Origin of the sequence: Shewanella sp. ECSMB14101 (assembly GCF_000773485.1) — a bacterium.
Taxonomy (GTDB): domain Bacteria; phylum Pseudomonadota; class Gammaproteobacteria; order Enterobacterales; family Shewanellaceae; genus Shewanella; species Shewanella marisflavi.
This window is the reverse complement of sequence record NZ_JSFF01000001.1, coordinates 328,231-354,282: the sequence shown is the minus strand read 5'-3', so window position 1 is coordinate 354,282 and position 26,052 is coordinate 328,231. Positions and strand designations below refer to the sequence as shown.

General features: G+C 50.5%; 22 protein-coding genes. 4 read left to right on the top strand and 18 right to left on the bottom strand.

What is annotated here, in order from left to right:
- Positions 1 to 122 precede the first annotated feature (122 nt).
- The 17 genes from tilS to rpsB all read right to left on the bottom strand — a co-directional run bounded on the left by tilS (position 123) and on the right by rpsB (position 19,989).
- Positions 123 to 1,523 (bottom strand): tRNA lysidine(34) synthetase TilS, encoded by a 1,401-nt coding sequence (tilS, locus tag NY07_RS01580; RefSeq protein ID WP_033537570.1) that lies wholly within the window; start codon positions 1,521 to 1,523, stop codon positions 123 to 125.
- A complete protein-coding gene (dnaE, locus tag NY07_RS01575; protein ID WP_033537569.1) occupies positions 1,524 to 4,997 on the bottom strand; it encodes a DNA polymerase III subunit alpha in 3,474 nt (1,157 codons plus the stop codon). It lies immediately after the preceding gene.
- Positions 4,998 to 5,095: 98 nt separating this feature from the next.
- Positions 5,096 to 5,722 (bottom strand): ribonuclease HII, encoded by a 627-nt coding sequence (rnhB, locus tag NY07_RS01570; RefSeq protein WP_033537568.1) that lies wholly within the window; start codon positions 5,720 to 5,722, stop codon positions 5,096 to 5,098.
- On the bottom strand, positions 5,723 to 6,871 hold the full coding sequence (gene lpxB, locus NY07_RS01565; RefSeq protein WP_033537567.1) for a lipid-A-disaccharide synthase: 1,149 nt from the start codon (positions 6,869 to 6,871) through the stop codon (positions 5,723 to 5,725).
- A gap of 243 nt (positions 6,872 to 7,114) precedes the next feature.
- Positions 7,115 to 7,882 carry an acyl-ACP--UDP-N-acetylglucosamine O-acyltransferase gene (gene lpxA / locus NY07_RS01560; RefSeq protein WP_033537566.1) on the bottom strand — a complete coding sequence of 256 codons (768 nt, stop codon included), beginning with the start codon at positions 7,880 to 7,882 and terminating at the stop codon, positions 7,115 to 7,117.
- A complete protein-coding gene (fabZ, locus tag NY07_RS01555; protein WP_033537565.1) occupies positions 7,879 to 8,340 on the bottom strand; it encodes a 3-hydroxyacyl-ACP dehydratase FabZ in 462 nt (153 codons plus the stop codon). Before fabZ ends, lpxA begins: the two co-directional genes overlap by 4 nt.
- Before the next feature lie 30 nt (positions 8,341 to 8,370).
- Positions 8,371 to 9,396, bottom strand: coding sequence for a UDP-3-O-(3-hydroxymyristoyl)glucosamine N-acyltransferase (gene lpxD, locus NY07_RS01550; protein WP_033537564.1), 1,026 nt, complete (start codon positions 9,394 to 9,396; stop codon positions 8,371 to 8,373).
- 6 nt (positions 9,397 to 9,402) lie between these two features.
- Positions 9,403 to 9,897: an OmpH family outer membrane protein gene (locus NY07_RS01545; RefSeq protein ID WP_033537779.1), complete on the bottom strand. Its 495-nt coding sequence runs from the start codon at positions 9,895 to 9,897 to the stop codon at positions 9,403 to 9,405.
- A 69-nt stretch (positions 9,898 to 9,966) separates the two neighbouring features.
- Positions 9,967 to 12,450 carry an outer membrane protein assembly factor BamA gene (bamA, locus tag NY07_RS01540; RefSeq protein ID WP_033537563.1) on the bottom strand — a complete coding sequence of 828 codons (2,484 nt, stop codon included), beginning with the start codon at positions 12,448 to 12,450 and terminating at the stop codon, positions 9,967 to 9,969.
- A 31-nt stretch (positions 12,451 to 12,481) separates the two neighbouring features.
- Positions 12,482 to 13,843 carry a sigma E protease regulator RseP gene (gene rseP / locus NY07_RS01535; RefSeq protein ID WP_033537562.1) on the bottom strand — a complete coding sequence of 454 codons (1,362 nt, stop codon included), beginning with the start codon at positions 13,841 to 13,843 and terminating at the stop codon, positions 12,482 to 12,484.
- 35 nt (positions 13,844 to 13,878) lie between these two features.
- Positions 13,879 to 15,066 (bottom strand): 1-deoxy-D-xylulose-5-phosphate reductoisomerase, encoded by a 1,188-nt coding sequence (ispC, locus tag NY07_RS01530; protein ID WP_033537561.1) that lies wholly within the window; start codon positions 15,064 to 15,066, stop codon positions 13,879 to 13,881.
- 2 nt (positions 15,067 to 15,068) lie between these two features.
- Positions 15,069 to 15,926, bottom strand: a complete 858-nt coding sequence (locus tag NY07_RS01525; RefSeq protein ID WP_033537560.1) for a phosphatidate cytidylyltransferase — start codon at positions 15,924 to 15,926, stop codon at positions 15,069 to 15,071.
- A 20-nt stretch (positions 15,927 to 15,946) separates the two neighbouring features.
- Complete coding sequence (locus NY07_RS01520) at positions 15,947 to 16,738, bottom strand: isoprenyl transferase (RefSeq protein WP_033537559.1); 792 nt, start codon at positions 16,736 to 16,738, stop codon at positions 15,947 to 15,949.
- 81 nt (positions 16,739 to 16,819) lie between these two features.
- Positions 16,820 to 17,377 carry a ribosome recycling factor gene (gene frr, locus NY07_RS01515; protein WP_033537558.1) on the bottom strand — a complete coding sequence of 186 codons (558 nt, stop codon included), beginning with the start codon at positions 17,375 to 17,377 and terminating at the stop codon, positions 16,820 to 16,822.
- A gap of 36 nt (positions 17,378 to 17,413) precedes the next feature.
- Positions 17,414 to 18,157 carry a UMP kinase gene (gene pyrH / locus NY07_RS01510; RefSeq protein WP_033537557.1) on the bottom strand — a complete coding sequence of 248 codons (744 nt, stop codon included), beginning with the start codon at positions 18,155 to 18,157 and terminating at the stop codon, positions 17,414 to 17,416.
- A 133-nt stretch (positions 18,158 to 18,290) separates the two neighbouring features.
- Positions 18,291 to 19,139, bottom strand: coding sequence for a translation elongation factor Ts (gene tsf, locus NY07_RS01505; protein WP_033537556.1), 849 nt, complete (start codon positions 19,137 to 19,139; stop codon positions 18,291 to 18,293).
- 121 nt (positions 19,140 to 19,260) lie between these two features.
- A complete protein-coding gene (rpsB, locus tag NY07_RS01500; protein WP_033537555.1) occupies positions 19,261 to 19,989 on the bottom strand; it encodes a 30S ribosomal protein S2 in 729 nt (242 codons plus the stop codon).
- A 248-nt stretch (positions 19,990 to 20,237) separates the two neighbouring features.
- Between rpsB and map the strand changes: the two genes are divergently transcribed.
- The 4 genes from map (at position 20,238) to NY07_RS01480 (ending at position 25,133) form a co-directional block, all read left to right on the top strand.
- Complete coding sequence (gene map, locus NY07_RS01495) at positions 20,238 to 21,065, top strand: type I methionyl aminopeptidase (protein WP_258311761.1); 828 nt, start codon at positions 20,238 to 20,240, stop codon at positions 21,063 to 21,065.
- A gap of 81 nt (positions 21,066 to 21,146) precedes the next feature.
- A complete protein-coding gene (gene glnD / locus NY07_RS01490; RefSeq protein ID WP_033537553.1) occupies positions 21,147 to 23,720 on the top strand; it encodes a bifunctional uridylyltransferase/uridylyl-removing protein GlnD in 2,574 nt (857 codons plus the stop codon).
- 35 nt (positions 23,721 to 23,755) lie between these two features.
- Positions 23,756 to 24,580, top strand: coding sequence for a 2,3,4,5-tetrahydropyridine-2,6-dicarboxylate N-succinyltransferase (dapD, locus tag NY07_RS01485; RefSeq protein WP_033537552.1), 825 nt, complete (start codon positions 23,756 to 23,758; stop codon positions 24,578 to 24,580).
- Between the two features lie 208 nt (positions 24,581 to 24,788).
- Entirely contained in the window at positions 24,789 to 25,133 is a 345-nt protein-coding gene (locus tag NY07_RS01480) for a DUF3718 domain-containing protein (RefSeq protein ID WP_033537551.1), read from the top strand.
- A 67-nt stretch (positions 25,134 to 25,200) separates the two neighbouring features.
- Here the strand turns inward: NY07_RS01480 and purU are convergent, their stop codons facing one another.
- Entirely contained in the window at positions 25,201 to 26,034 is an 834-nt protein-coding gene (purU, locus tag NY07_RS01475) for a formyltetrahydrofolate deformylase (RefSeq protein ID WP_033537550.1), read from the bottom strand.
- Positions 26,035 to 26,052: the final 18 nt, after the last annotated feature.

Below are 26,052 nucleotides of genomic sequence, written 5' to 3'. Positions count from 1 at the left end.
GCTGCACTGAAGATTGTGCTCTGAAGCTGCCAGCCTAGAGGGCTTCTACTTCGAGAGAAAGCCCCCTGCTTTAAGGCTAGAGCTTAAGGCCTGAGATTGAGGCCTGAGATTGAGTCTCAGAATCAAGGGTTAGCAATAGACCCGGTTGAACACGCAAGCGTGAACTGCCAGCCCCCTTCACCTTCACCGGCCAGATAACTCTTTTCGACCCAATAACCCACAGCGGCCACCAACTTATCGCCTGCGAAGATCAGCGGCACGCGACTACGCTCCCATGGCGGCACGGCAAACTCCTGCCACAGTTTCTTTAGCTCTCTTCCCTTGTCCCGCGAATGCGGATGACAGCGCAGCCCGCCAGGTGCGCCAAACGCCAGCCGTAAAGGCAAAGATTCATCAAGGGTTAACCTGGACCCGGTCTCAGCCCAGGTCGCCCGCAGCTGCAATCGGCTATCGATTGGCCAGCTTAACTCGGGCGTATCGGGATGAGGGCCAACACCAGTAAGCCTTCTCCCGACTCTAGGTTCAAGCACGACAGGATCCAGATAGAGATGATGCTGAAAGCGTCTCAGCTGCATCGACTTAATGCGGATCGCCACCTGGGCATCGTTCTTCGCCGCCAGCAATTGATTAAGGATCTCGCCAAGCTGCGCCGCCGAGGGCAAGGCAAAGCCCCGATACTCGATAAAACCTCGCAGCAGATGAGGTCGCCATAACGCTCGCTCATTGGCCAGGGCTTTAAGATCTAACACCTGATACTCAGCATGGGGCACGCTTACCAGCATGGCAGGTAAGCGAAGGCTCACCTCCTCGTCAATCAACGCCTGTTGCTCGGCGCAAAGCTGGGCACTGCGGCTGGCTGTCGCGGCAAAAGCGGGCCAGCGAGCAGTCAATGTCGGCAGCACCTCAAGGCGCAGGAAGTTGCGATCGAAACGACTGTCGAGATTACTCTCATCCTGAATATGGGTCACTCCTGCCGCCTTAGCGAAAGCTTCAATTTGTGCGCGAGCAACCCCAAGCAAGGGTCTGAGCATTAGGTTATCCGGGCTAAAGGCTTGCACCTCTCCCATGGCCGCTAAGCCTTTGGGCCCTAACCCACGTTTAAGCGCCAGCAGCAAGGTTTCGAGCTGATCGTCCTGATGATGAGCGGTCAGCAGGATGTCACCTGGGTTAAGCTCCTCCCTAAGCGCCGCATATCTGGCGTCCCGCGCCGCTGCCTCCAGGCTAATACGCGCGCCGCGCGCCACAGTGACACGTTTCACCGCAATTGGCAGCCCATATTCACGGGCGCGCCGCTCACAGTGTGACTGCCAGCCATCAGCATTATCACTCAGGCCATGGTGCACATGCACCAGCTGATAACTGAGCTCGCTATTTACCTTGCTCAATTGGCTCAGCCCATAGGCAAGCACCTCAGAGTCGACGCCGCCACTGTAAGCCAGCACTAACTTAGTGCCAGCCGGCGGCGCTATCTGGGTAACCAGTTTGCTTAGTGCATCAAACGGGCAGAAGCTGTCGATAGCCATTTAGAAGAGGATCCTGACCTTATCTGAGCCGGTCAACGTCTCAAGCGCCAACATCAGCTCATCCGTGGGGTTCACTCGCCACTCATCCCCAAGCCTGAACTGCGCCTTCGCCGTCGGCTGGGCATAATTAATCACCACGGGCACACTGCCCGCTTTCCAAGGTTCTACGGCCGCCTGGAACTGACTGAGCCACTCAGGAGTCACACTGGCGCCGTCCAGATCCACCTCAACCGCGTGGGCAAAATGGCTGCGAGCCTCACCCATGTCGATAATGTTACGCGCCGTCATGCGATTGCCGCCGGAGAAATCGTCGAAACTCACTTCGCCTTCGACGATTAATATTCTGTCCTTCTCCAGCAGCTCGCCAAATTTCTCAAAGGCCTCGGTAAACAGCATCACCTCGAGGCGCGCACTCTTATCATCCAGAGTCACTAACCCCATCTTAGAGCCACGCTTGGTCATCATCACACGCGTCGCCACCACCAGGCCTGCCGCCTTAGTGGTCTTGCCGCGCTCGGTAGGATGGACATCCTTAAGCCTGCCTGAGGTGTAATGTTTAAGCTCTTTCAGGTACTGATTGATCGGGTGACCTGTCAGGTATAGACCTAAGGTTTCCCGCTCCCCTTCGAGCCAGATCTTATCGGGCCAAGGGGTACACTGAACAAATTGCTGCTTGCTATCTTCTGGCTCGCTGTTGAGCAGGCCAAACATATCGTGCTGGCCGATCGCCTCAGCCTTGGCATGTTGGTCGGCCGCCCGGATCGCCTCAGGCAAGGTCGCCATCATGGACGCGCGATGCGGCCCCAGGTTATCCAGCGCGCCGGCGCAGATCAGCTTTTCAATCACCCGGCGGTTAAGCTTTTTCAGATCCACCCGGGCACAGAAATCAAACAGATCCACAAATGGACCATCTTCACGGGCCTTGAGAATCGACTCTACCGGGCCTTCACCCACGCCCTTGATGGCGCCAATGCCGTAGACGATATTAAGGTCGTCATCCACGGTAAAACGGAACAAGCCCTTATTCACATCAGGCGGCAGCAGCGGTAGCCCCATGCGCTCACACTCGTCGACCAGGGTAACAATCTTGTCAGTGTTATCCATATCGGCAGACATCACCGCCGCCATAAACTGCGCCGGGTAATGGGTCTTGAGCCAAAGGGTCTGATAGGAAACCAAGGCGTAGGCGGCCGAGTGCGACTTGTTGAAACCGTAACCGGCAAATTTTTCCACCAAGTCGAAGATCTTCATCGCCAGCTCGCCGTCGATGCCGTTCTTTTCCGCGCCCTCTTTGAAGATGCTACGCTGCTTGGCCATCTCCTCGGGTTTCTTCTTACCCATGGCTCGACGCAACATATCCGCGCCGCCCAGCGTATAGCCAGAGAGCACCTGGGCGATCTGCATCACCTGCTCCTGATAGAGAATGATGCCGTAGGTCGGCTCTAGGATAGGCTTAAGGCTATCGTGCTGCCACTGAATATCGGGGTAAGAGACCTCTTCACGGCCGTGCTTACGTTCGATGAAGTTATCTACCATGCCCGATTGCAAGGGCCCCGGACGGAACAGGGCCACCAGAGCGATCATATCTTCGAAGCAGTCAGGTTGCAGACGCTTAATCAGATCTTTCATACCGCGGGATTCCAGCTGGAACACTGCGGTGGTTTCATAGCGCTGCAACAGGCGGAAAGACGCCGGGTCATCCAAGGCGATCGCCTCAATGCGCACCGGCTCTTTACCTTGTTTCGCCAGATACGGATTGATCATCTGCAGCGCCCAGTCAATGATGGTCAGGGTACGCAGCCCCAGGAAGTCGAACTTCACCAGACCTGCGGTTTCCACATCGTTTTTATCGAACTGGGTGACCGGGTTGTGCCCCTCGGCATCACAATAGAGCGGCGCAAAGTCGGTGATCACGGTCGGCGCGATCACCACGCCTCCCGCGTGCTTACCGGCGTTACGGGTTACCCCTTCGAGCACCCGGCACATGTCGATGAGATCTTTCACCTCTTCGTCGGCATCGTAGGCCTCGGGCAGCGCTGGCTCGGCCTCGAAGGCCTTAGCCAGAGTCATGCCCGGCTCGGCGGGGATCATCTTAGAGATGCGGTCGACAAAACCATAAGGATGGCCAAGCACACGGCCCACGTCGCGCACCACGGCCTTAGCCGCCATGGTACCGAAGGTGATGATCTGTGATACGGCGTCGCGGCCATAGAGTTCGGCTACGTGGTCAATCACCTCGTCTCGCCTGTCCATGCAGAAATCGACATCGAAGTCGGGCATGGAAACACGCTCGGGGTTAAGGAAACGTTCGAACAGCAAATCGAATTCCAACGGATCCAGGTCGGTGATCTTCAGCGCATAGGCCACCAAGGACCCCGCCCCCGAACCACGCCCCGGCCCGATAGGAATACCGTTGTCCTTACCCCACTGGATGAACTCCATTACGATAAGGAAGTAGCCGGGGAAGCCCATGTTGTTAATCACGGTGAGCTCGACATCGAGACGCTCGTCATATTCGCCGCGTTTCTCGGCGCGCTCCGTCTCATCGGGAAACAGGAACTCCAGACGCTCCTCGAGGCCCTTCTTGGACACCTCGACCAGAAAGTCTTCGATGGAGAGATCGCCTGTGGGGAAATTAGGCAGGAAGTACTCCCCTAGCCTCACGGTGACGTTACAACGCTTGGCGATCTCCACACTGTTTTGCAGCGCCTCGGGAATATCGTCAAACAGCTCACACATCTCATCTTGGCTGCGGAAATATTGCTGTTCACTGTAACGTCGAGGTCGCCTAGGATCCGCAAGAGTAAAGCCGTCTGAGATGGCCACACGGATCTCATGGGCCTCAAACTGCTCGGGTTGCATAAACACCACCTGGTTAGTGGCGACTACAGGCAAGTCTTTCTGCCCCGCCAGCTCGACCGCCATATGCAGGTAACGCTCTTCATCAGGGCGACCTGTACGGATCAGCTCAAGGTAGTATCGGTTTGGGAAATGGGTTTGATAGAAATCCACCAGGGACTCGACCTGGCCACGGTTTCCCTTAAGCAGCGCCTTACCCACATCGCCATCTTTGGCGCCCGAGAGTAAGATCAGTCCCTCGCTGTATTTTTCAAGCCAGGCCTGGTCGATCGCCGCCCTATCTTTAACATGACCACGCAGATAGGCATCACTGATCAACAGGGTGAGATTCTTATAGCCCTGATTGTTCATCGCCAGCACGGTCAGCGAGCAAAATTCATCGTCAAACCCCGGCACCAGCATAGCGAAATCACAACCCACGATGGGCTTGATCCCCGCACCATGACAGCCGCTATAGAACTTAACCAAACCACACAGGTTGGTATTGTCGGTCAGCGCCAGCGCCGCCATCTCATATTCGGTCGCCTTGGCGAGAATAGGCTTGACCTTGGCAAGGCCATCAGACATGGAAAAATCACTGTGGACGCGCAGATGCACGAAACGAGGTTCTGACATAGTTAGCTAATTTCTTTTTTTATCGGCAGGTTATCGCCTTGAAAGAGTAACAGAGTCGCGCCCCAGGCACCAGTCGCGGGCCGAGGGCACTTCGCCATTTAACAAGCGTCTAAACGCTCCTTGACGGGGCGGAAACTCTTACGGTGTTCGGGCAATACCCCATGGGCCTCAAGCGCCTCGAAATGAGCCTTGGTGGGATAACCCTTATGCTGAGCAAAGCCATATTCTGGATAGCGTTTATCCAGGACTTCCATCTCTCGGTCACGCACGACTTTAGCGACGATTGAGGCGGCGCTGATGGCCGGGATTAAGCCGTCACCCTTGATCACTGCGTGTCCCTCAAGGCTCACATCTTCAAATGCTGGCACACGGTTACCGTCGATGAGCACCCTATCGGGCCTGGCACGTAAGCCGGCCACGGCGCGCTGCATCGCCAACATGGTGGCGTGTAATATGTTGAGTTCATCGATTTCCTGTGGTGAGCAGCGCCCGACACTGACATCAAGCGCATTGGCCAAGATCGCCTCATAGAGGGCATCGCGCTTCTTCTCAGACAGCTTTTTTGAGTCGTTAAGCCCGGCTATCGGTTTATTGGGGTCCAGCACCACGGCGGCCGTCACCACATCACCGACTAAGGGACCACGGCCCACCTCGTCGACGCCGGCATAAAATCCGCAGCACAGCTCGTCGATCTGCGCCTGGGTAATATCTTTATATATAGCCATCTATTTTGCCTCAACGAGTGTAACAACCGCCTGAGCGGCCCGTTGGCTGGCATCACATCTGAGTTGATGATGCAGCGCGGTAAAGGTATCTATCAGCGGCTTATGATCGCCATCTAGCTGCTTGGCAACGGCATCGGCTATCTTATCGGCAGTGCAATCAGCCTGAATCAGTTCAGGAATGATCTCTTTGCCAGCCAACAAGTTGGGCAGAGAATAATGCTCGATCTGCATCATTCCTTTGGCGATACGGTAGGTTATTGGCGATACGCGGTAGGCCACCACCATGGGGCGTTTGACTAACATGGCCTCCAATGTCGCCGTGCCCGAGGCCAGCAAAATTGCATCGGCAGCCGCCATCACTGTGCGTGATTGGCCTTCCACCAAATGAATGTCGAGATCCGGTGCGTGGGCCTTAAGGGCCTGCTCAAACTGAGCGCGGCGCTTGGCATTTACCAGCGGAGTCACAAACTTAAGGTCAGGATACTTTTGCCTTAATTTTACCGCCGCCTGCACAAAAGGTTCAGCCAACTGCTTAAGTTCACCGCCACGCGAGCCAGGTAAAATCGCGAGATACTCGGCATGAGCATCTAACCCCAGCACTTCTCGGGCAGCGAGCTTATCACTTTGTAGCGGAATATCGTCCGCCAGGGTGTGGCCAACAAAGGTACAGGGCACATTATGTTCATCGTAGAAGGCTTTCTCGAACGGCAGCAGAGACAACACCATGTTGGTCGCCTTGGCTATCTTGAAGATCCGCTTAGGACGCCAGGCCCAAACAGAAGGGCTGACATAATGAACCGTCTTGATCCCCTGAGCCTTGAGTTTCAGCTCCAAACCGATATTAAAGTCAGGCGCATCGATTCCAATAAAGCAGTCAGGCTTTAAGGTGGTGATCTCTTCAATGAGGGTTTTTCTTACCTTAAGCAGGCGCGGCAGGCGTGACAACACCTCAACCAGCCCCATTACTGCAAGCTCTTCGAAAGAAAACAGGGACTCAAACCCCAAAGCGTCCATTTGCGGGCCACCAATGCCAACAAAACGTGCATCCGGGTATTGCTGTTTCAGCGCCTTAATCAGGCCTGCACCGAGAATATCGCCTGATAGCTCACCCGCCACCATGGCAAAGACTTTTTGATTGCTCTGATTCATCTTCTGTTACTTGCTTATACCAATCGTAATAAATAACGGATCATTCTTGCTTGTTAAAATGCTCGATAACGGCATTAGTATTTTTAATTGTAGAATAACTACTTATCTAAAAAATCCTGCTTTGTTCTCAAGCGTTTTTCCTGCGCTATTTCTAATCACTTACTGTGATTGGTATTACTGAAAATAAAAAAGCCCGTGAACACGAGCTTTTCTTCGATAACTAATACCGATTAACGCGACCGATTAACGAATAATGCCTCGGTTCGAGTTGACCACAAAGTCCATCAGTAACTTAACCTGCTCATCCTGGGCATCTTCTCCCAGAGCGGCAACCGCTTCTTCAACCGTCAAGCCCTTACGATACAAGGTCTTGTATGCACGGCGCACGGCCAGTTGGCTCTCTTTAGAAAAACCACGGCGCTTGAGGCCTTCACTGTTCAGGCCACGAGGTATAGCAGGTTGACCCGATGCCATCACGAAAGGCGGCACATCTTGCAGGACGAGTGAGCAACCAGCAGTAAAGGCATGGGCACCGATATGTACAAACTGATGCACACCTGTCATGCCACCCAAAATCGCCCAATCACCCACGTGTACGTGGCCGGCGATAGAGGCATTATTGGCCATAATCACATTATTACCCACCACACAGTCGTGAGCGATATGCACATAGGCCATAAATAGGTTGTTGGAGCCGATACGGGTCTCGCTGTTATCCTGCACAGTACCACGGTGAATGGTAACAGACTCACGGATCACATTGTTGTCGCCGATAATGAGTCGGGTCGGCTCGCCAGCATATTTCTTATCCTGACAATCCTCTCCCACTGAGGCGAACTGAAAAATTCGGTTACCCTTACCGATAACCGTTGGGCCTTTTACCACCACATGGGAACTCAGATGACAATCGTCACCGATCTCTACATCTGGGCCAATGTAGGTCCAAGGGCCGATGGTAACATTGTTACCGATTTTGGCATCTGGGTGTACAAATGCTAACTTATCAATCACTTGGCTATCTCTCTGCGGGCACACATGATCTCTGCTGAACAAACTAGTTCACCATCGACCTTAGCTTCACCTGTAAATACGCCAATCCCGCGGCGTTCTTTGATCATTTTAACTTCGAAATGAAGTTGGTCACCTGGCTCGACCACACGCTTAAAACGAGCGTTGTCGATACCGGCGAAATAGTACAAGGTATCGTTAGAAGGCACGTCGCTCATGGTTTTAAACGCTAACAGACCGGTTGCTTGGGCCATAGCTTCAAGGATCAAGACACCTGGCATAACGGGCGCTACAGGGAAATGGCCTTGGAAAAACGGCTCATTGATGGTGACATTTTTGATCGCATGCAGTGTTTCACCTGGCGTAAAGTCCAGGACTCTATCGATCAATAAAAACGGATACCTGTGAGGTAAAAACTTCAGGATCTCTTTGATATCCATTGTATTTAATTGATTTGACACTCAATAACTTCCTTAGCTGCCCTCAGGCAGTTAATCATCTGATTTAACGTTTTTTTCAAGCTTGTTCACGCGCTGGAACAACTCATCAAGTTGCCTGAATCTGACGGTATTACGTCGCCACAACTTGTTTTCCATCGCAATAGTAGCAGAAGAGTATACACCAGGCTCTCGAATAACACTCGTCACATTGGTGCCACCTGAGATGTGGGTACCGTCAGCAATCGAAAGATGCCCGGCCACTGCACTGCAGCCGCCTATGATACAGTATTTACCTATGGTACAACTACCTGCAAAGGTAGAACTACCGGCCAATGCCGTGTTTTCACCAATAATCACGTTATGGGCTATCTGCACCTGATTATCGATAATCACACCATCGTGGATCTCTGTATGATCCAGCGCGCCGCGGTCAATACTGGTAGAAGACCCGATTTCCACGCGATTGCCGATACGTACCCCACCGGTCTGCGGGATCTTGACCCACTGACCACGCTCATTGGCATAACCAAAACCATCTGAGCCGATCACTGTGCCCGAATGAACAATACAATCCGTGCCCAAATGTACGTCATGGTATAGGGTCACATTGGCCCAGAGGATAGTATTAGAACCAATGATCACATCCTGGCCGATGACACAGCCTGGACCTATCTGAACATTCTCACCCAAGATAACATTGGCACCAATGACTGCATTGGCACCAATGGCCACGCCTTCACCCAGTTGAGCACTGGGATCGACCACGGCGGTAGCGTGAATCGCCTCGGCCGCCTTTGGGGTGGTATCGAGCAGCTGCGCGACACGAGCAAAACCCACATAGGGGTCATTTAAGATGATGGCGTTGCCATCAAATTGCTCGGCCATCTTTGGTGATAGCAATACCGCCGATGCACTTGTGCCAGCTAGCTGACTCTGGTATTTCGCATTTGCCAGGAAGGAGATCTCTCCTTCCTGAGCCTTTTCCAGCGTGGCGACACGATGAACCATTACAGTGTCGTCACCCTTTACCTCAGCATTAAGATGGGTCGCTATCTCTCTTAATGTATAACTTGTCATCGAGTATTAGCCTTTGCTCAGGACTTCAACAACCTTGCTGCTGATATCTGATTCAGGCTTAACATAGATCACAGCGCCACGCTGAAGTACTACGTCATATTTTTCTTTCTCGGCAATCTCGCTGATCGCCTTTTGTACTTTAACCAGCAACTTGTTCTGCTCTTCGCCGTTACGACGACGCATATCTTCATCAAGGGCCTTACCCTTTAGCTGTAGCTCAGCCTTGAGAGATTCCATTTGACGCAGCATGTCAGTTTTTTGTGTTTCACTCATCAGCGCTGCATCGCGTTGTTGCTTTTCAAGCATGCCACGAAGCTCTTCTTGCATCTTCTGAACACCAGCAACACGATCGCCAAACTCAGTCTTCAGTGTTTTGCTCACTTCTTCGCGCTGTGGTAGCTGCTCAAAAACCGCCTGCATATCGACTACGGCAATTTTTTCAGCTTGTGCCGCCAGAGGAGCACCTAAAAGAACCAAAACCATCATTGCGCGATTAAACATCTTATTCAAAATAAACTCCTTATTATCAGCAAAACTTGCCGATGATTTATAAATTAAATTAGTTCTACTTTAGAAAGTTTTACCAATGTTGAACGAGAAGATCTCTGTATCGTCATCTTCATATTTTTTGATTGGCCATGCAAGGCTAAATACCATAGGTCCCATAGGCGACAACCACTGGACGCTCATCCCTGCTGATGCACGAATACGTCCGGGATCGGAATAGTCCTCTAACTTGTCAAATTGCTCCACAGGTAGGAAGCGATAAGCGTCATAGTTGAACTCAGTATCCCAAACGTTACCGGCATCAATAAAGAAGCTGGTACGTACCGAGTTGGTGTACGCCTCATCCAAGAAAGGTGTTGGTACAATCATCTCGAGGCTTGCCGTCGCGATGGCGTTACCACCAATAGAGCGACCGTCACTTACCGTGACACGGTTTGGATCCCCAGGCAAGGTACAAGTATCACCCGCTGGATCTGGCGAACAAGGCTCGCTGCCACGATAGAGATAGAATGAACGCGGACCCACTGAGTTAGACTTGAAGCCACGCAGTGAGCTCGAACCACCCGAGTAGTAGTTTTCCCAGAAAGGTAGGATCTGATCGTTATCGTTATACTGACCATAGCCATTACCGTAACCCAGACGCGCCTTAGTTAAGAGCACGAAGCTGTGGCTGCGGTTGATTGGCCAGTAAAAACTGGTATCAAAATCGGCCTTAAAGTACTGCAGATCTGAACCTGGAATCGTCATCTTTCCGCTCAGACGCTGTGATGAACCATCGGTTGGGAAAGTACCACGGTTTAGCGTGCTGCGGTACCAACCTGCGGTTAGCTCGAAGTTATCGAACGACAGATCAGCATTTGGATCGTTAGCATCACGGTAGATGTTGTAGAAACGCAGCGCCTGCTCGTAGGCAGAGATCTCCGAAATACTGTTGTGACGATAACCGATACCACCGTTGAGACGGTTATATTCATTGATCGGGAAACCTGAGTTAAGCGCCACACCATAAGAGCTGTTCTTATAGCGCTCAAGGTTCGCTTCCTGAGCATCAAACTCGTTCCAGTAGATGCTACCACCTAAACTCACACCGTCTTTGGTAAAGTACGGGTCGGTATAGTTAATATTGACGTTCTTAGAATACTTGTTGGTATTGAGGTTAATCCCGGCCTGGTTACCTGTACCTAAGAAGTTACTCTGTTGTACGCCAAACTGTAGGCTTAAGCCTGATTCGGTACCATAACCCACACCCGCGTTAAACGAGCCTGATGGCTGCTCTTTCACGGTAAAATCAACATCCACAAGATCGTCCGTGCCAGGCACTTGTACGGTTTGTGTATCAACGGTCTCAAAATAACCTAGACGGTTAAGACGGGCTTTGGACTGCTCGACCTGCGCCGAGTTCAACCAGGCACCTTCCATCTGACGCAGCTCACGACGCATCACTTCATCTTTGGTCACTTGGTTACCAGTGAAGTTAATGCTACGCACGTAGACGCGCTTACCCGGCTTGATATTAACGTTGAGCGCCACTTCTTTGGTCTCATCGTCAATCTCTGGATAGGTTTTCACCTCAGGGTAGGCATAGCCGAAACGGCCCAGATATTTGCCATACATCTCTTCGGTGAACGTAACGTCTGCGCCGTTATAGGTATCACCTGCTTTAATTGGCAAAATCGCCTGCATCACCTCTTCACGGCCCATGAGATCACCAGTCAGGTTAACTTCCTTAACCTTATACTGCTCACCTTCATTGACGTTAATCGTGATATAGAGGCCTTTACGATCCGGCGTCATAGCAACCTGAGTCGAGGTCACATCGAAACGGATATAACCCCGGTTGTGATAGAAGGTCTTGATGGTTTCAAGGTCAGCCTGGAGCTTCTGCTTTTGATAACGGCGCTCACCAAAGAGATCCCACCACGCCACAAAGTCTTTCAGCTCCAGCATACCGATCAGCTCAGCATCGCTAAATATTGTGTTGCCGACCACGTTGATCTGGCGAATCTCAGCCGCCAAACCTTCGGTAAACTTAAACTTCAATTCGACACGGTTACGTGGCAAGTTGATCACCTGGGCTTCAACCTTGGCGCCATACTTACCCACACCATAGTAGAAATCCTGCAGGCTCTTCTCGATACCACTGAGCATGGTACGATCCAGCGACTCACCCGTCTTAACGCCACTGCCGTCGAGACTCTCTTGAAGCTGCTCGTCCTTAATATCTTTGTTGCCTTCAAAGGTAACAATGCTAATAGTGGGTCTTTCTTTGACCGTCACCACCAATACGCTACCGTCGCGACTGACTTCGATATGCTCAAAGTTAGTCGAAGAATACAGACTCTTGATCGCCTGCTGCAGGCGCATCTCATCCACTGTATCACCGACTTTGATCGGAATATTGAGCAAAGCTGCACCCAGCGCAACGCGTTGCAGTCCCTTAACCTGAATGTCGGTCACTTCAAAAGGCTGGAATGTGTCGGCCCAACCCTTCCCTGATAAAGACGCACCGACTAATAACATCGAGGCAAAAATTTTATTCAATCTCATAGAGCACTTCTAATTATGTGTGTGTCCTTGCTCAGAGTCGGGAAAAATCATTGAAAAGGGCGATACTCATCAACATTAGCAGCAAGGCTGCCCCAAATCTGAATCCAATTTCCTGCACCTTTTCCGGTACAGGCCTGCCTGTGATCACTTCGATGAAGTAATATAACAGATGCCCGCCATCAAGCACGGGTAAAGGCAATAAATTAATAATGCCTAAATTCACGCTGATTAATGCCAGGAATCCCAAAAAGTAAACTAAACCATAGTTAGCGCTATTCCCTGCTCCTTGCGCAATGGAGATAGGTCCGCTCAGATTCTTCACCGATACATCACCGGTAAATAATTTGCCAATCATCTTAATGCTGACCGATACAAGTTGCCACGTTTTATCTGCGGCCACCCATAGGGATTCACCTACGCCATATTCGAGTTGCAAACGCATCTCTTCAGGCCAAGGAGCTTGAGTGGGCGCAACCCCTATCACGCCTTCTACCTTGCCGCCTTCTATGGTTCTGGCTTTAGGGGTCACATTCAATCTTAACTGCTCGCCATCGCGTCTGACGGTGACCGTCAACGGCTTATCGGCAGAGGCTTTTATCTTGGCAACAAACTGACCCCAGTCTCCGTAGCGCTCGCCATCCACCGCCACTAAGGTGTCACCCACTCGAATGCCGGCATCGTAGGCGGCACCATCTTCAGCGACAAGGCCTAACTTGGGTGTGATAGCGGGCCTAAAAACATTGAGCCCTAAAGAGGTGATGGGAGACTCTGTCTCTGGATTAAATTTCCAGTTGCGGGTATCAAGCTGATAGGTGCGCTCCTCGCCCATTACGCCAGACAGCGGCGCCAGAGTCACATCGATAGCGTCATCGCCGATATGACCTACTAAGGCATAGGTCACCTCTTCCCAGTTACGCACGCTGCGATCGCCAACGGCAATCACCTGCAAAGGTTTGTTTACCTGAATAACTGCCGCAGGCGAGTCAACCTGAGTCGACTCAATCACGGGCTTAATCGAGGGAACACCGATGAGATACATGATATAGAGTGCAAAAATGGCAAACACAAAGTTGGCCATAGGACCTGCGCCCACTATGGCGATGCGTTGCCACACAGACTTACGGTTAAACGCCTGCTCTTTCAATTCATCTGGCACAGTATCGACCCGCTCATCGAGCATCTTGACGTAACCGCCAAGGGGGATCATGGCCACGACATATTCGGTACCATCGGCGCCCACTTTGCGCCAAATAGCCTTACCGAAGCCGATAGAAAAACGCTCGACCTTCACACCACATCGTCTGGCCACCCAGAAATGGCCATATTCATGGGCTGTGATAAGCATTCCTAAGGCAATAATAAATGAGCCTAAGTTCCACAAAAAGTCTAGCATTCCTCTCCTTATCTCTGCTTATAGCCAGGCCGTTATTACAGCCTGTTCAGGTATTCGTTCGCCACTCGGCGGGCCTGGGTATCCAGTGCCAATATATCTTCTATGCTGTCTAAACTCTGCTGCGCCAATTGAGTCAGGCAATACTCGTTTACCCGCGCAATATCGGTGAAGCGTATCTGGCCCGCTAAAAAAGCCGCTACCGACATCTCATTGGCCGCATTTAGTACAGTGGTGGCTTCCTGTCCCTGCTCACAGGCATCTATAGCTAACTTCAAGCAGGGGAAACGCGTAAAATCGGGTTCAAGAAAGCTTAACTGTCCGACTTTGAAAAAATCTAAAGGTTCAACACCGGCCAAAATTCTTTCTGGATAGGCCATGCAATGAGCAATAGGGGTGCGCATATCCGGGTTGCCCATCTGGGCCAGCACACTACCATCTTTATATTGCACCATAGAGTGAATCACGCTTTGCGGATGCACCACAACCTTTAATTGTGCTTTGGTGGCATTAAACAACCAGCGCGCCTCGATATACTCAAGCCCCTTGTTCATCATGCTGGCGGAATCGACCGAAATCTTACGCCCCATAGACCAGTTAGGGTGTTTGCACGCCTGATCGGGCGTCATCTGGCTAAGGGTATCGAGATCCGAGGTGAGAAAAGGTCCACCTGATCCCGTCAGCAAAATATGGGAAATACCCGCCGAGGTGAGATCGCACACACCAACAGATTGCTGCACAATTTCTGGCAGACACTGGAAAATGGCGTTGTGCTCGCTATCGACGGGCAACACGGTTGCCCCAGAAGCTTGCATGGCATCGATAAACAACCGCCCTGACATCACCAGTGATTCTTTGTTAGCCAGCAGTACCCTTTTCCCCGCCTTAACTGCCGCTAGCGTAGAAGGTAGACCTGCTGCGCCGACAATTGCTGCCATCACGGTATCAACCTCTGGCAAAGCCACTATGCTTGCCAGTTCATCTTCGCCCGATGAAACAGTTATCGCCATATGCGGCGGTAAACGACGCTGCAATTCGGCAGCGGCTTGAGGGTCGACCATATGGGCTATCGATGGATTGTGTTTGAGACACAACTCCAGCATCTTGTCGACACTGCGGTGCGCCACTAGGGTATGCACCGAATAGTCTTCAGGATTTTGCTCGATAACACTCAGGGTACTGGCACCGATAGAACCTGTGGCACCAAGAATCACCATATTCTGCATGGTTACATCCAAAATGCGATATAAATAAGGGTAAATATAGGCAGCGCCGCGGTCAGGCTGTCAATACGATCTAGCACACCACCATGACCCGGTAATATGGTCCCCGAGTCCTTGATGTCGGCCACACGCTTAAACATGCTTTCAGACAGGTCGCCAAGGGCCGAGACCAATGCCACAAACAGGGTTACCCCTATGACTAAGGCTAATTCTTGCTCGGGTGAGACCATCATGATGCCGGCAACCACAATCATAGTTGTGACCAATCCACCAATCAGCCCTTCAAGGGTTTTTGCTGGGCTAACATTCGGCATCAGCTTATGTTTACCGAGCGCCTTACCGGCAAAGTAAGCACCAGAGTCTGCGGCCCATACGGTGAGCATCACCAAAAAGACCAAGGCGCCGCCATAATAGGGCATACTCGCCGAACTCAGGGCTTTTAGCGCAATCAGCGCGGTAAAACAGGGAACTAAGGTCAATTGGCCAAACATGGATTTTAACATGTGGCTCTTGGCCCACAGGGCGGAACTCTTAGGATAGGTGAGTACCAATATCAGCGAGATAGCCCACCACATGGCGCCAATCAAAGTGATCGCCAGGTAGACGGGATGCATTTGACCTTTAAACCAGACTTCTTGTGCTGGCACCAGAAGGTTGAGTGCCACCAACAAAATACCTATGGTTAGCGTAAAACTCCATTGTGTCACATTACAGCGCTTGTCGATAATGCGCCCCCACTCCTTTGCAGCAATCAGAAACACCGCAACCAGGGCCCATGAAAAATACTCCACAGGGAAAAAGAAAATGGCCCCAATAACCAATGGGATTAACCATGCTGCTGTTATTATTCTAAGTTTTAGCAAAACTTTCCCTCTATTCTTATTTACTCAGCCTGTAAAGTCTCAACTTGAGAACCCGTTAACCCAAAACGGCGCTGTCGGGTAGCAAATACGGCTACCGCATCTTTAAAGGCTTGCTCGTCAAAATCTGGCCATAATACATCAGTGAAGACTAACTCCGCATAAGCCGCCTGCCATAACACGAAGTTGCTGATACGAAAATCTCCACCGGTTCGAATCATTAAATCAACTTCCGGCTGATTTTGCATGCTTAAATGCTGACTTAGCGCCTCTTCGGTGAACTGACTGCTGCTCATTTCACCAGATTCCACCTTTTGGGCTAAGGTTTGCGCCGCCTGCATGATATCCCAGCGGCCACCGTAGTTGGCAGCGACATTAAGGATCAGGCCATCGTTATTGGCTGTCTTCTCCATCGCCGAGGCGATCTGCTTCTGTAATCGGGCAGAAAAACGACTGGTATCCCCTATGATATTTAACCGTACACCGTTTTTATCCAGCAGTTTGATTTCCCGCTGCAACACGGTAAAAAACAGCTCCATCAAGAGGCTGACTTCTTTCTCGGGTCTGCGCCAGTTCTCACTGGAAAACGCAAACAGGGTTAACGAACCTATCCCCATCTCTCGCGCCATACTTACGGCACGACGAACAGTCTTCACACCAGCCTTATGGCCGACAACGCGAGGCTTACCCTGCGCCTGTGCCCAGCGTCCATTACCATCCATGATGATAGCCACGTGCTTGGGAATCGACTGTTTAACTAACTCTGTGAGTGCTTCATTAGATAACTCAGAGCCAGATTGAGATTCGATTGACATCTATTACAACCCTTAAAAATAGCAAACGCCGTGTAGTATACCCCTACACGGCGTGCGAACTCTAGTAACGAAACAGGGAGATTAGACTTCCATCAACTCTGCTTCTTTTGCCGCCAAGATCTCATCGATCTGCTTGATGTGCGCATCGGTAAACTTCTGAATTTCATCTTCAGTGCGACGTACATCATCTTCAGTACACTCTTTCTCTTTCTCTAGCGCTTTCACGTCAGAGTTAGCGTCACGGCGTACGTTACGTACCGCGATACGACCGTTTTCGGCCTCGGCGCGAACCACTTTGATCAGGTCTTTACGACGCTCTTCAGTCAATGCTGGCAGTGGAATACGGATAGTCGTACCGGCAGACATAGGGTTTAGGCCCAGATCTGAACTCATGATGGCCTTTTCTACCGCTGCGATCATTGTGGTATCAAAAACGGTAATCGCCAAAGTACGAGAATCTTCAATAGAAACGTTGCCTACCTGCTTAAGCGGTGTCAGCGAGCCATAGTAAGGCACCTTGATTGAATCAAGCAGACTTGGATGAGCACGACCAGTACGTACTTTAGCCATTTGATTCTTAGTCGCTTCAACACATTTCGCCATACGGCTCTTGGCATCTTGTTTGATTTCGTTAATCACGTTTAATATCCTTTAATTCGTTCGTATCAGGTTTATTTATTCGGCAGTCTTACGGCTACTTCTAATAAGCGTACCTTCATGGTCACCCATAATAACACGTCGAAGCGCACCAGGCTTGTTCATATTAAAGACTAAGATAGGCATATCGTGATCTCTTGCAAGGGTAAATGCAGCAAGATCCATCACTTTCAATTCTTTTTCGAGCACTTCGCCATAACCCATCTCATCATATTTTACTGCTTCTGGGTTTTTGACTGGATCGTCGGAGTAAACACCATCAACCTTAGTCCCCTTGAGCACAACCTCGGCTTCAATCTCGATTCCACGTAAACATGCCGCAGAATCTGTAGTGCAGAAAGGATTACCTGTACCGGCCGCAAAAATCACCACTCGACCAGACTTGAGCAAGCTGATCGCTTCAGCCCAATTGTAGTCGTCACAGACACCTTTTAGCGGGATTGCTGACATCAGACGCGCGTTTACATAGGCTCTGTGCAGCGCATCACGCATCGCCAGACCATTCATTACGGTAGCCAACATGCCCATGTGGTCACCTACTACACGGTTCATGCCCGCTTTTGCCAGGCCTTCACCACGGAAGAGGTTACCACCACCAATCACAACACCTACCTGAATACCAAGCTCAACCAGCTCTTTAATCTCTTGTGCCATACGATCTAGCACCTTGGGATCGATGCCAAAGCCCTCTTCGCCCATTAAGGCTTCGCCACTCAGTTTGAGAAGAATACGTCGAAAAGCAGGTTTTGGATTTGTGCTCATAGTTGTTTATCCTGATAAATGCCGATGGGTAACGAGCCAATTATATCGAAAAAAGTGCGCTGTGCAGTAATCTAATTGGCATAATAAAACCGCAGCGAATGCTGCGGTTTTTAGGGTATCTTACAACTGGCGATTACGCCTTAGAAGCGGCGATTTGCGCTGCAACTTCAGCAGCAAAATCTTCTTCTTTCTTCTCGATACCTTCACCAACTTCTAAACGAATGAAGTTAGTTACTGTTGCGCCTTTCTCTTTTAAGATTTCGCCAACAGTCTTCTTAGGCTCCATGATGAAAGCTTGACCAGTCAGAGAAACCTCACCGGTGAACTTCTTCATACGACCAGCAACCATCTTCTCAGCGATCTCTTGAGGCTTGCCTTCGTTCATCGCGATTTCGATCTGAACGGCTTTCTCTTTTTCAACAACTTCAGCTGGTACGTCTTCTGGGTTAACGTATTCAGGCTTAGAAGCCGCAACGTGCATAGCAACGTGCTTCAGAGTCTCTTCGTCAGCTTCACCAGTTACAACAACACCGATACGGTCGCCGTGACGGTAAGAAGCTTGGCTAGCACCATCGATGTACTCAACGCGACGAACGTTGATGTTCTCACCGATTTTAGCAACTAGCGCAACACGAGTTTCTTCGAACTGAGCTTGTAGGTCAGCGATAGACACTTTAGCGGCTGCAGCAACGTCCAGTACTTCGTTAGCAAATGCTAGGAAGTTAGAGTCTTTTGCAACGAAGTCAGTTTGACAGTTAACTTCTAGAAGCGCTGTGAAACCTTCGCCTTGCTTGATCAGGATAGTACCTTCAGCAGCGATGTTACCCGCTTTCTTAGCTGCCTTCGCAGCACCGCTCTTACGCATGTTTTCAATCGCTAGCTCAATGTCACCATTGGTTTCAGTTAGCGCTTTTTTACAATCCATCATGCCAGCGCCAGTACGCTCGCGTAGTTCTTTAACTTGGGCAGCAGTAATTGCCATTGTTAAATCCTCTATAGGTAACTCTACAAATCAAATGTGAAAAAACAGGGGCCTTAAGGGCCCCTGTTCACCAATAAACTATCTTTGGTTAATAAGGGCGATGAAATTCATCTCGCCTTTATTATTCAGCTTCTACGAAACCGTCTTGCTCAGCTTGTACAGCTAGGTCTTGACCACGACCTGCTTTAGCAGCCGCTGCAACTGACTCAACGTAAAGACGAATAGCGCGCATCGCATCATCGTTACCAGGAACGATGTAGTTGATGCCGTCTGGAGAAGAGTTAGTATCAACAACAGCAACAACTGGAATACCTAGGTTGTTAGCTTCTTTAATAGCGATATGCTCATGGTCAGCACCGATAACGAAGATAACGTCAGGTAGGCCGCCCATGTTCTTGATACCACCAAGAGACTTTTCTAGCTTCTCAAGCTCACGAGTGCGCATTAGCGCTTCTTTCTTGGTAAGCTTGTCGAAAGTACCGTCTACAGACTGGCTTTCAAGGTCTTTTAGACGCTTGATTGATTGACGAACTGTTTTCCAGTTAGTCAACATGCCGCCCAACCAACGGTTGTCAACGTAGAATTGATCACAAGAAATTGCTGCTTCTTTGATCGCTTCGCTTGCAGCGCGCTTAGTACCCACGAAAAGTACTTTACCTTTCTTAGATGCTACGTTGCTGATGAACGCTAGTGCTTCATTGAACATAGGCACAGTGTGCTCTAGGTTAATGATGTGTACACCGTTACGAGCACCGAAGATGAAAGGCTTCATCTTTGGGTTCCAGTAACGAGTTTGGTGACCGAAGTGAACACCGGCTTGAAGCATGTCGCGCATTGAAACTGTAGTCATTTTTTTACCTTAAAAATTAGGGGTTAGACCTCCACGCATCCCATATCTCCGACCTAAATAGGCACCCCGAAGAACGTGTCGATACGTGTGTGATTTAGTATTTAGTCATAGCCATGTATAATGGCCGCCACATTCACTCTTTAATGATGCATCAAGCGATGTCATCAACAAGAGTCAAACATAACGGCGCGCTTTATACCATAATATCGACGCCAACACAAATTTTTAGCGCCCCAAGGCGTCTCAAAATTGACGACAGACACAACAGAGAAAGCTTAATGAGTATAGTGATAAAAACAGCCGAAGAGATCGAAAAAATGCGCGCGGCGGGTAAACTTGCCGCCGAGGTATTAGAGATGATAGCCCCTTATGTCAAAGCCGGGGTGACCACCAATGAACTCAATGATATCTGCGCTAAATACACGGAAGAGCAAGGCGCAATTTCGGCACCGCTTGACTACCATGGCTTTCCAAAGTCTATCTGTACTTCTATCAACGAAGTGATCTGCCACGGTATTCCCAGCGACCGCGCCCTGAAAGATGGCGACATCATCAATATCGACATCACGGTCATCAAAGATGGTTACCATGGCGATACCTCTAAGATGTTCCTGATCGGTGATGTCAGCGCCAAAGACAAGCGTCTGTGCCGCGTGGCTCAAGAGAGTCTTTATGAGGCAATCAAAAAGGTGCGTCCTGGCATGAAGCTCGGCGAGATTGGCACCATCATCGAAAAATATGTGAAGAGCAAGAAGACGGGCCTAGAGAAGTACAGCATAGTCACTGACTACTGTGGCCATGGTATTGGCGCGGGCTTCCATGAAGAGCCTCAGGTAATGCACTACAAGAACAACGACAAGACGGTACTGCGTCCTGGCATGTGCTTTACTATCGAGCCGATGATCAACGCCGGTCGCCACACCAGCGTGCTCGACAAAGACGACAACTGGACGGTCACCACCTCTGACGGCAAAAACTCTGCCCAGTGGGAACACACGCTACTGATCACCCCAACGGGTGTCGAGGTGCTAACCCTGCGTGAAGAGGAAAACTTCCCCCGCATCATCAACCACTAATCGCACCCTAGGCTAAATTGTGGTTTACTCGAATAGCAGGCTGCTCGGCCTGCTATTCTTGCTCTCAGGTTAAGGACTGCAATGAACACAGCGCTAACAGCAAAAAACGCCTTAAAACAACAAAATCAAGAACTACTCGAACGTTTCAGTGCTGGCGAATCCGTCACTGCTTTGGTGAATCAACGCTGCCGCTTCGTCGATGAACTGCTAATTGAGCAGTGGCAAGCTCATCAACTCGATACCTCCCCCGTTGCCTTAATTGCCGTTGGCGGCTACGGCCGGGGCGAGCTGCACCCTCAGTCAGACGTCGATCTACTCTTTCTGATCCAAGCAAACCTTAGCACCTCTGATGAAGGGAAACTGAGCCAGTTTATCGCCTTCCTATGGGATGCTGGACTCGAGGTCGGCCATAGTGTCAGAACGCTGGATGAGACCATAGCCCAAGGCAAAGACGATATCACCATCGCCACTAACCTACTCGAAGCCAGGTTACTCTGTGGCCCTCAAGCCATGTTCAATACCCTGTATGACATGGTGCGCGCCCAGGATTTCTGGCCGGCCAGCGAATTTTTTGTCGCCAAACGCGACGAGCAGGTGACCCGTCATGCCAAGGCCAGCGCCTTCGACCTAGAGCCCAATCTCAAATCCTGTCCAGGCGGATTAAGAGATATTCAAACTATCACCTGGGTCGCCATGCGCTATTTTGACGCCAGCTGCGCCGAAGAGCTGGTCGCTCATGGTTTTCTGGAGCAAGACGAGCTTGAAGAGCTGCTAGAGTGTCAAGGCTATCTGTGGCAGCTACGCTTTGCCCTGCACCTGATTTCGGGTCGCGACGAAAACCGCTTGCTGTTCGATCTGCAGCGCCAGGTCGCAGAGTTACTCGGCTACAAAGATGAAACCCAGCTAGCCGTCGAACAGATGATGAAGCGCTATTACCGCACCGTGCGCCGGGTGATGGAGCTAAACCAGATGTTGCTGCAGCTGTTTAAGCGCGCCACCTTGGGGCACACCAAAGAGCTTAAGATCCAGCCCATCGATGATCAGTACCAACGTCGTGGCGGTTTTATCGAGTCGCTTCAGACAGACCTGTTCAGCGATCCTGTAGAGATCATGCGGGTGTTTTTACATGTGGCCCGTAACTCTAACATTAAGGGGATCTACGCCCCTACTCTGCGCAGCCTAAGACGCGCCAGACGTGCACTGACCGAGCCCTTGATGGACAACGAGGCCTGTCGCAAGGTGTTTCTGGAAATCCTGCGCCATCCACGAGGCATTGCCTCACTCTCACTGATGCACCGTCATGGTATCTTATCGGCGTACTTGCCTGCTTGGCGCAACATCGAAGGCCAGATGCAGTTTGACCTCTTCCACGCCTATACCGTCGATGAACATACCCACAGGCTGATGCTCAATATCGAGCGCTTCTCACAAACCGAGCAAAAAGATGAGTTCCCCCTCGGGTCGATATTGATCAACCAACTGCCTAAAAAGGGTCTGCTGGTGCTCGCCGCCATTTTCCACGACATAGGCAAAGGACGCGGTGGCGATCACAGTAAGCTCGGTGCCGTCGATGCCCAAGACTTTTGCGATCTACATGGACTGAACAAACACGACGGCCGTCTGGTGAGCTGGCTGGTCGAAAATCATCTGGTGATGTCGGTCACCGCCCAGCGACGGGATATTTCCGATCCCGATGTGGTCGCCGAATTTGCCGATCGCGTGCGCGACGCCGTGCACCTGAGTTATCTTTACTGCCTGACCGTGGCCGATATCTGCGCGACCAACGAAAAGACTTGGAACAACTGGAAAGGCTCACTGCTGAGGGATCTCTATTTCTCCACCCAGAGGGTACTGGCAAGAGGTAAAGAGAAACCGGTGGATATTCGCGCCCGCGTGCGGGAGCACCAAGCCAAGGCGAAAAAAGAACTGCTACGCCGCGGTATCAAGGAAAAAAGCCTGGATACACTTTGGCAGCGATTCAAGGCCGATTACTTCTTGCGCCACCAGCCCAATCAGGTCGCCTGGCACGCCGAAGCCATCTTAAAACATAAACATGACGAGGCCTTGGTCTTAATCTCGAAACACACCACACGGGGCGGTACCGAGCTCTTTATCTACAGCCCAGATAAACCCAAGCTGTTCGCCACAGTGATGGCGGTATTGGATAACAAGAATATCAACGTTCATGACGCCAGTATTATGAACTCAAAAGATGGCTATGCACTGGATTCTTTCGTCATTTTAGAGCAAGATGGCAGCCCGGTGTCGCAGATTTCGCGTATCCACGGACTGAAAAAGGCCTTGGTTAAAGCATTGAGCAGTGATACGGCAAAACTGCCTAAGTTTAAGAAGCTTCCCCGTAAGATGAAGCCTTTCAGGGTACCGACTCAGGTCAGCTTCTTACCCGCACGCAAGCAAGGCACCAGCATGATGGAGCTGATCGCCCTAGACAGCCCTGGCCTACTGGCTAAGGTGGGGGATATCTTCTATCGTTGTCAGATTACCTTGCTGGCGGCAAAGATCACCACCATAGGTGAGCGCGCCGAAGACTTCTTTATGTTGCAAACGGACGATGGGCAGCAACTGAACGAGACACAACAAGAGGCGCTCAGTGAGGCACTGGTCAAGGCGCTCGATACGCAAAACCATGTTTAATTAACAAACTATTTCATGATAATTGGGAGACGTTAATGGAGGCTTTACGCCAACGTATAGAAGCAGCTTTTGAAGCTCGCGCAGAGATTACCCCTAGCACGGTTGAACCAAGTGTTCGAGCCGACGTTGAAAAAGCCATCAGCCTGCTTGATACAGGTGAAGCGCGCGTCGCTGAAAAAATTGACGGTCAGTGGCATGTACACCAGTGGCTCAAAAAAGCGGTACTGCTCTCTTTCCGTATCTTCGACAACCAAGTGATCGATGGTGCTGAAACCAAATACTTCGATAAAGTACCGATGAAGTTTGCCGACTATGATGAAGCCCGCTTCAAACAGGAAGCGATTCGCGTGGTTCCGCCAGCCGCCGTGCGTAAGGGTTCTTTTATCGGTAAAAATACTGTCCTTATGCCCTCTTACGTGAACCTAGGCGCCTATGTTGACGAAGGCACTATGGTCGATACCTGGGCTACCGTCGGCTCATGTGCACAGATAGGTAAAAACGTGCATCTTTCTGGTGGCGTGGGTATCGGTGGCGTTTTAGAGCCGCTGCAAGCCGGCCCAACCATCATCGAAGATAACTGTTTTATCGGTGCGCGCTCTGAGATCGTCGAAGGCGTTATCGTCGAAGAGGGTTCAGTTATTTCAATGGGTGTTTATATTGGTCAAAGCACCCGTATCTTCGACCGTGAAACTGGTGAAGTGCATTATGGCCGTGTTCCTGCGGGCTCTGTAGTCGTGTCAGGCAACCTGCCTTCTAAGTGCGGAACTTACAGCTTATACGCTGCAATCATCGTTAAAAAGGTCGATGCTAAGACACGTGGCAAGGTCGGTATCAACGAACTACTGCGTATTGTCGACTAATCTCCGCAGCCAATAAACGTAAAAGCCAGGTATCCACCTGGCTTTTTTATACCTAAAGAGGTATGCAGACATATCCTGTTACGCCTAGACACATGCCGATCCACTCCTCACATACCGATACATTTCGCGACAAATGGATAACAGCTTTTCATTTAATAACGCGCTTTACTCATACTCGATCCCAACGAAAATATGCTAGGAGCACGAAATGAGAAAGTTACTAACGATTGCCACCATCGCCTTAGCCCCACTGGCCTTCTCTACACAAGCCGCCATGTCGCCTCAGATGGAAAAAACCTTAGTTGCAGTCTGCAAAGCTGGCGCAAGTAACAGCATGATTGAGTTTAACGGCACACTGAAAGAGTACCGTATCAATAAGCAACGCGTCTTCCCACGCCTGGTTTGTAACGATCAAAGCTTCCACCAGTTTGCCCTGAGCAACGGCGCTGATCGCACCGCAGCCAAGATTGAACGTTACACCTTAGGTACGGTAACCATTAAAGATATCACTATGAATTATGGTGACGATCAGATTCTAGCGGTTAACTACTAAGCCTATCATTTAGCGTAAAAAAGAGCCTTAAGGCTCTTTTTTATTGCTTCTTTTCTCGCTTAAGAAACTAAAACACCACGGTTTTGTTTCCATAAACTATCACATCTTCTTGAAGCACCAATTGTAAGGCCTTGCTAAGCACGCTTTTTTCGACATCTCGGCCACACTTGGCTAACTCTTCGGCGCTATAACTATGATCGACAGGAATAACATCTTGCTTGATGATGGGCCCTTCATCGAGGCAGTTATTCACAAAATGGGCCGTCGCGCCAATGATCTTCACTCCGCGCTCCCACGCTTGACGATAAGGTGACGCGCCGATAAAGGCAGGCAGGAAAGAGTGGTGAATATTGATGATGCGATTGGGATACTGCTCGACAAACTCAGGAGTTAACACCCTCATAAACTTGGCCAATACCAGATAATCTGGTTGATATTGATTGATAATGGTCAACATCGCCTGTTCATGCTCATGACGTGTCAACCCCTCATGGGACACCTCATAGAAAGGCACATCAAACTTATCAGCTAAAGGTTTCAAGGTGTCATAGTTACCTACGATGGCCGCGATCTCCACATCTAAGCCACCATAATAGGCCTTCATCAGGATATCCCCCAAACAGTGGGCTTCCTTGGTTACCATCACCACGACACGTTTAGTCCCCTTTGCCACCAAGGTTCGATGTCGCTGCTCTGGCAGAACCTCATCGATATCGGCAAGAAATTGCGCTTCATCGAAGGTCCCTTCCAACTCGGTGCGCATAAAAAAGCGCCCCTGGGCATTATCAACAAACTCACTATTCTTAACGATATTGAGCCCGTGAGCATAACAGACACCGGTGATCTTAGTGATAAGCCCTGGCGCATCGGCACAATCTGTGATTAACACTCTCTGCTGCATTTTCTCTACCTCTATCTT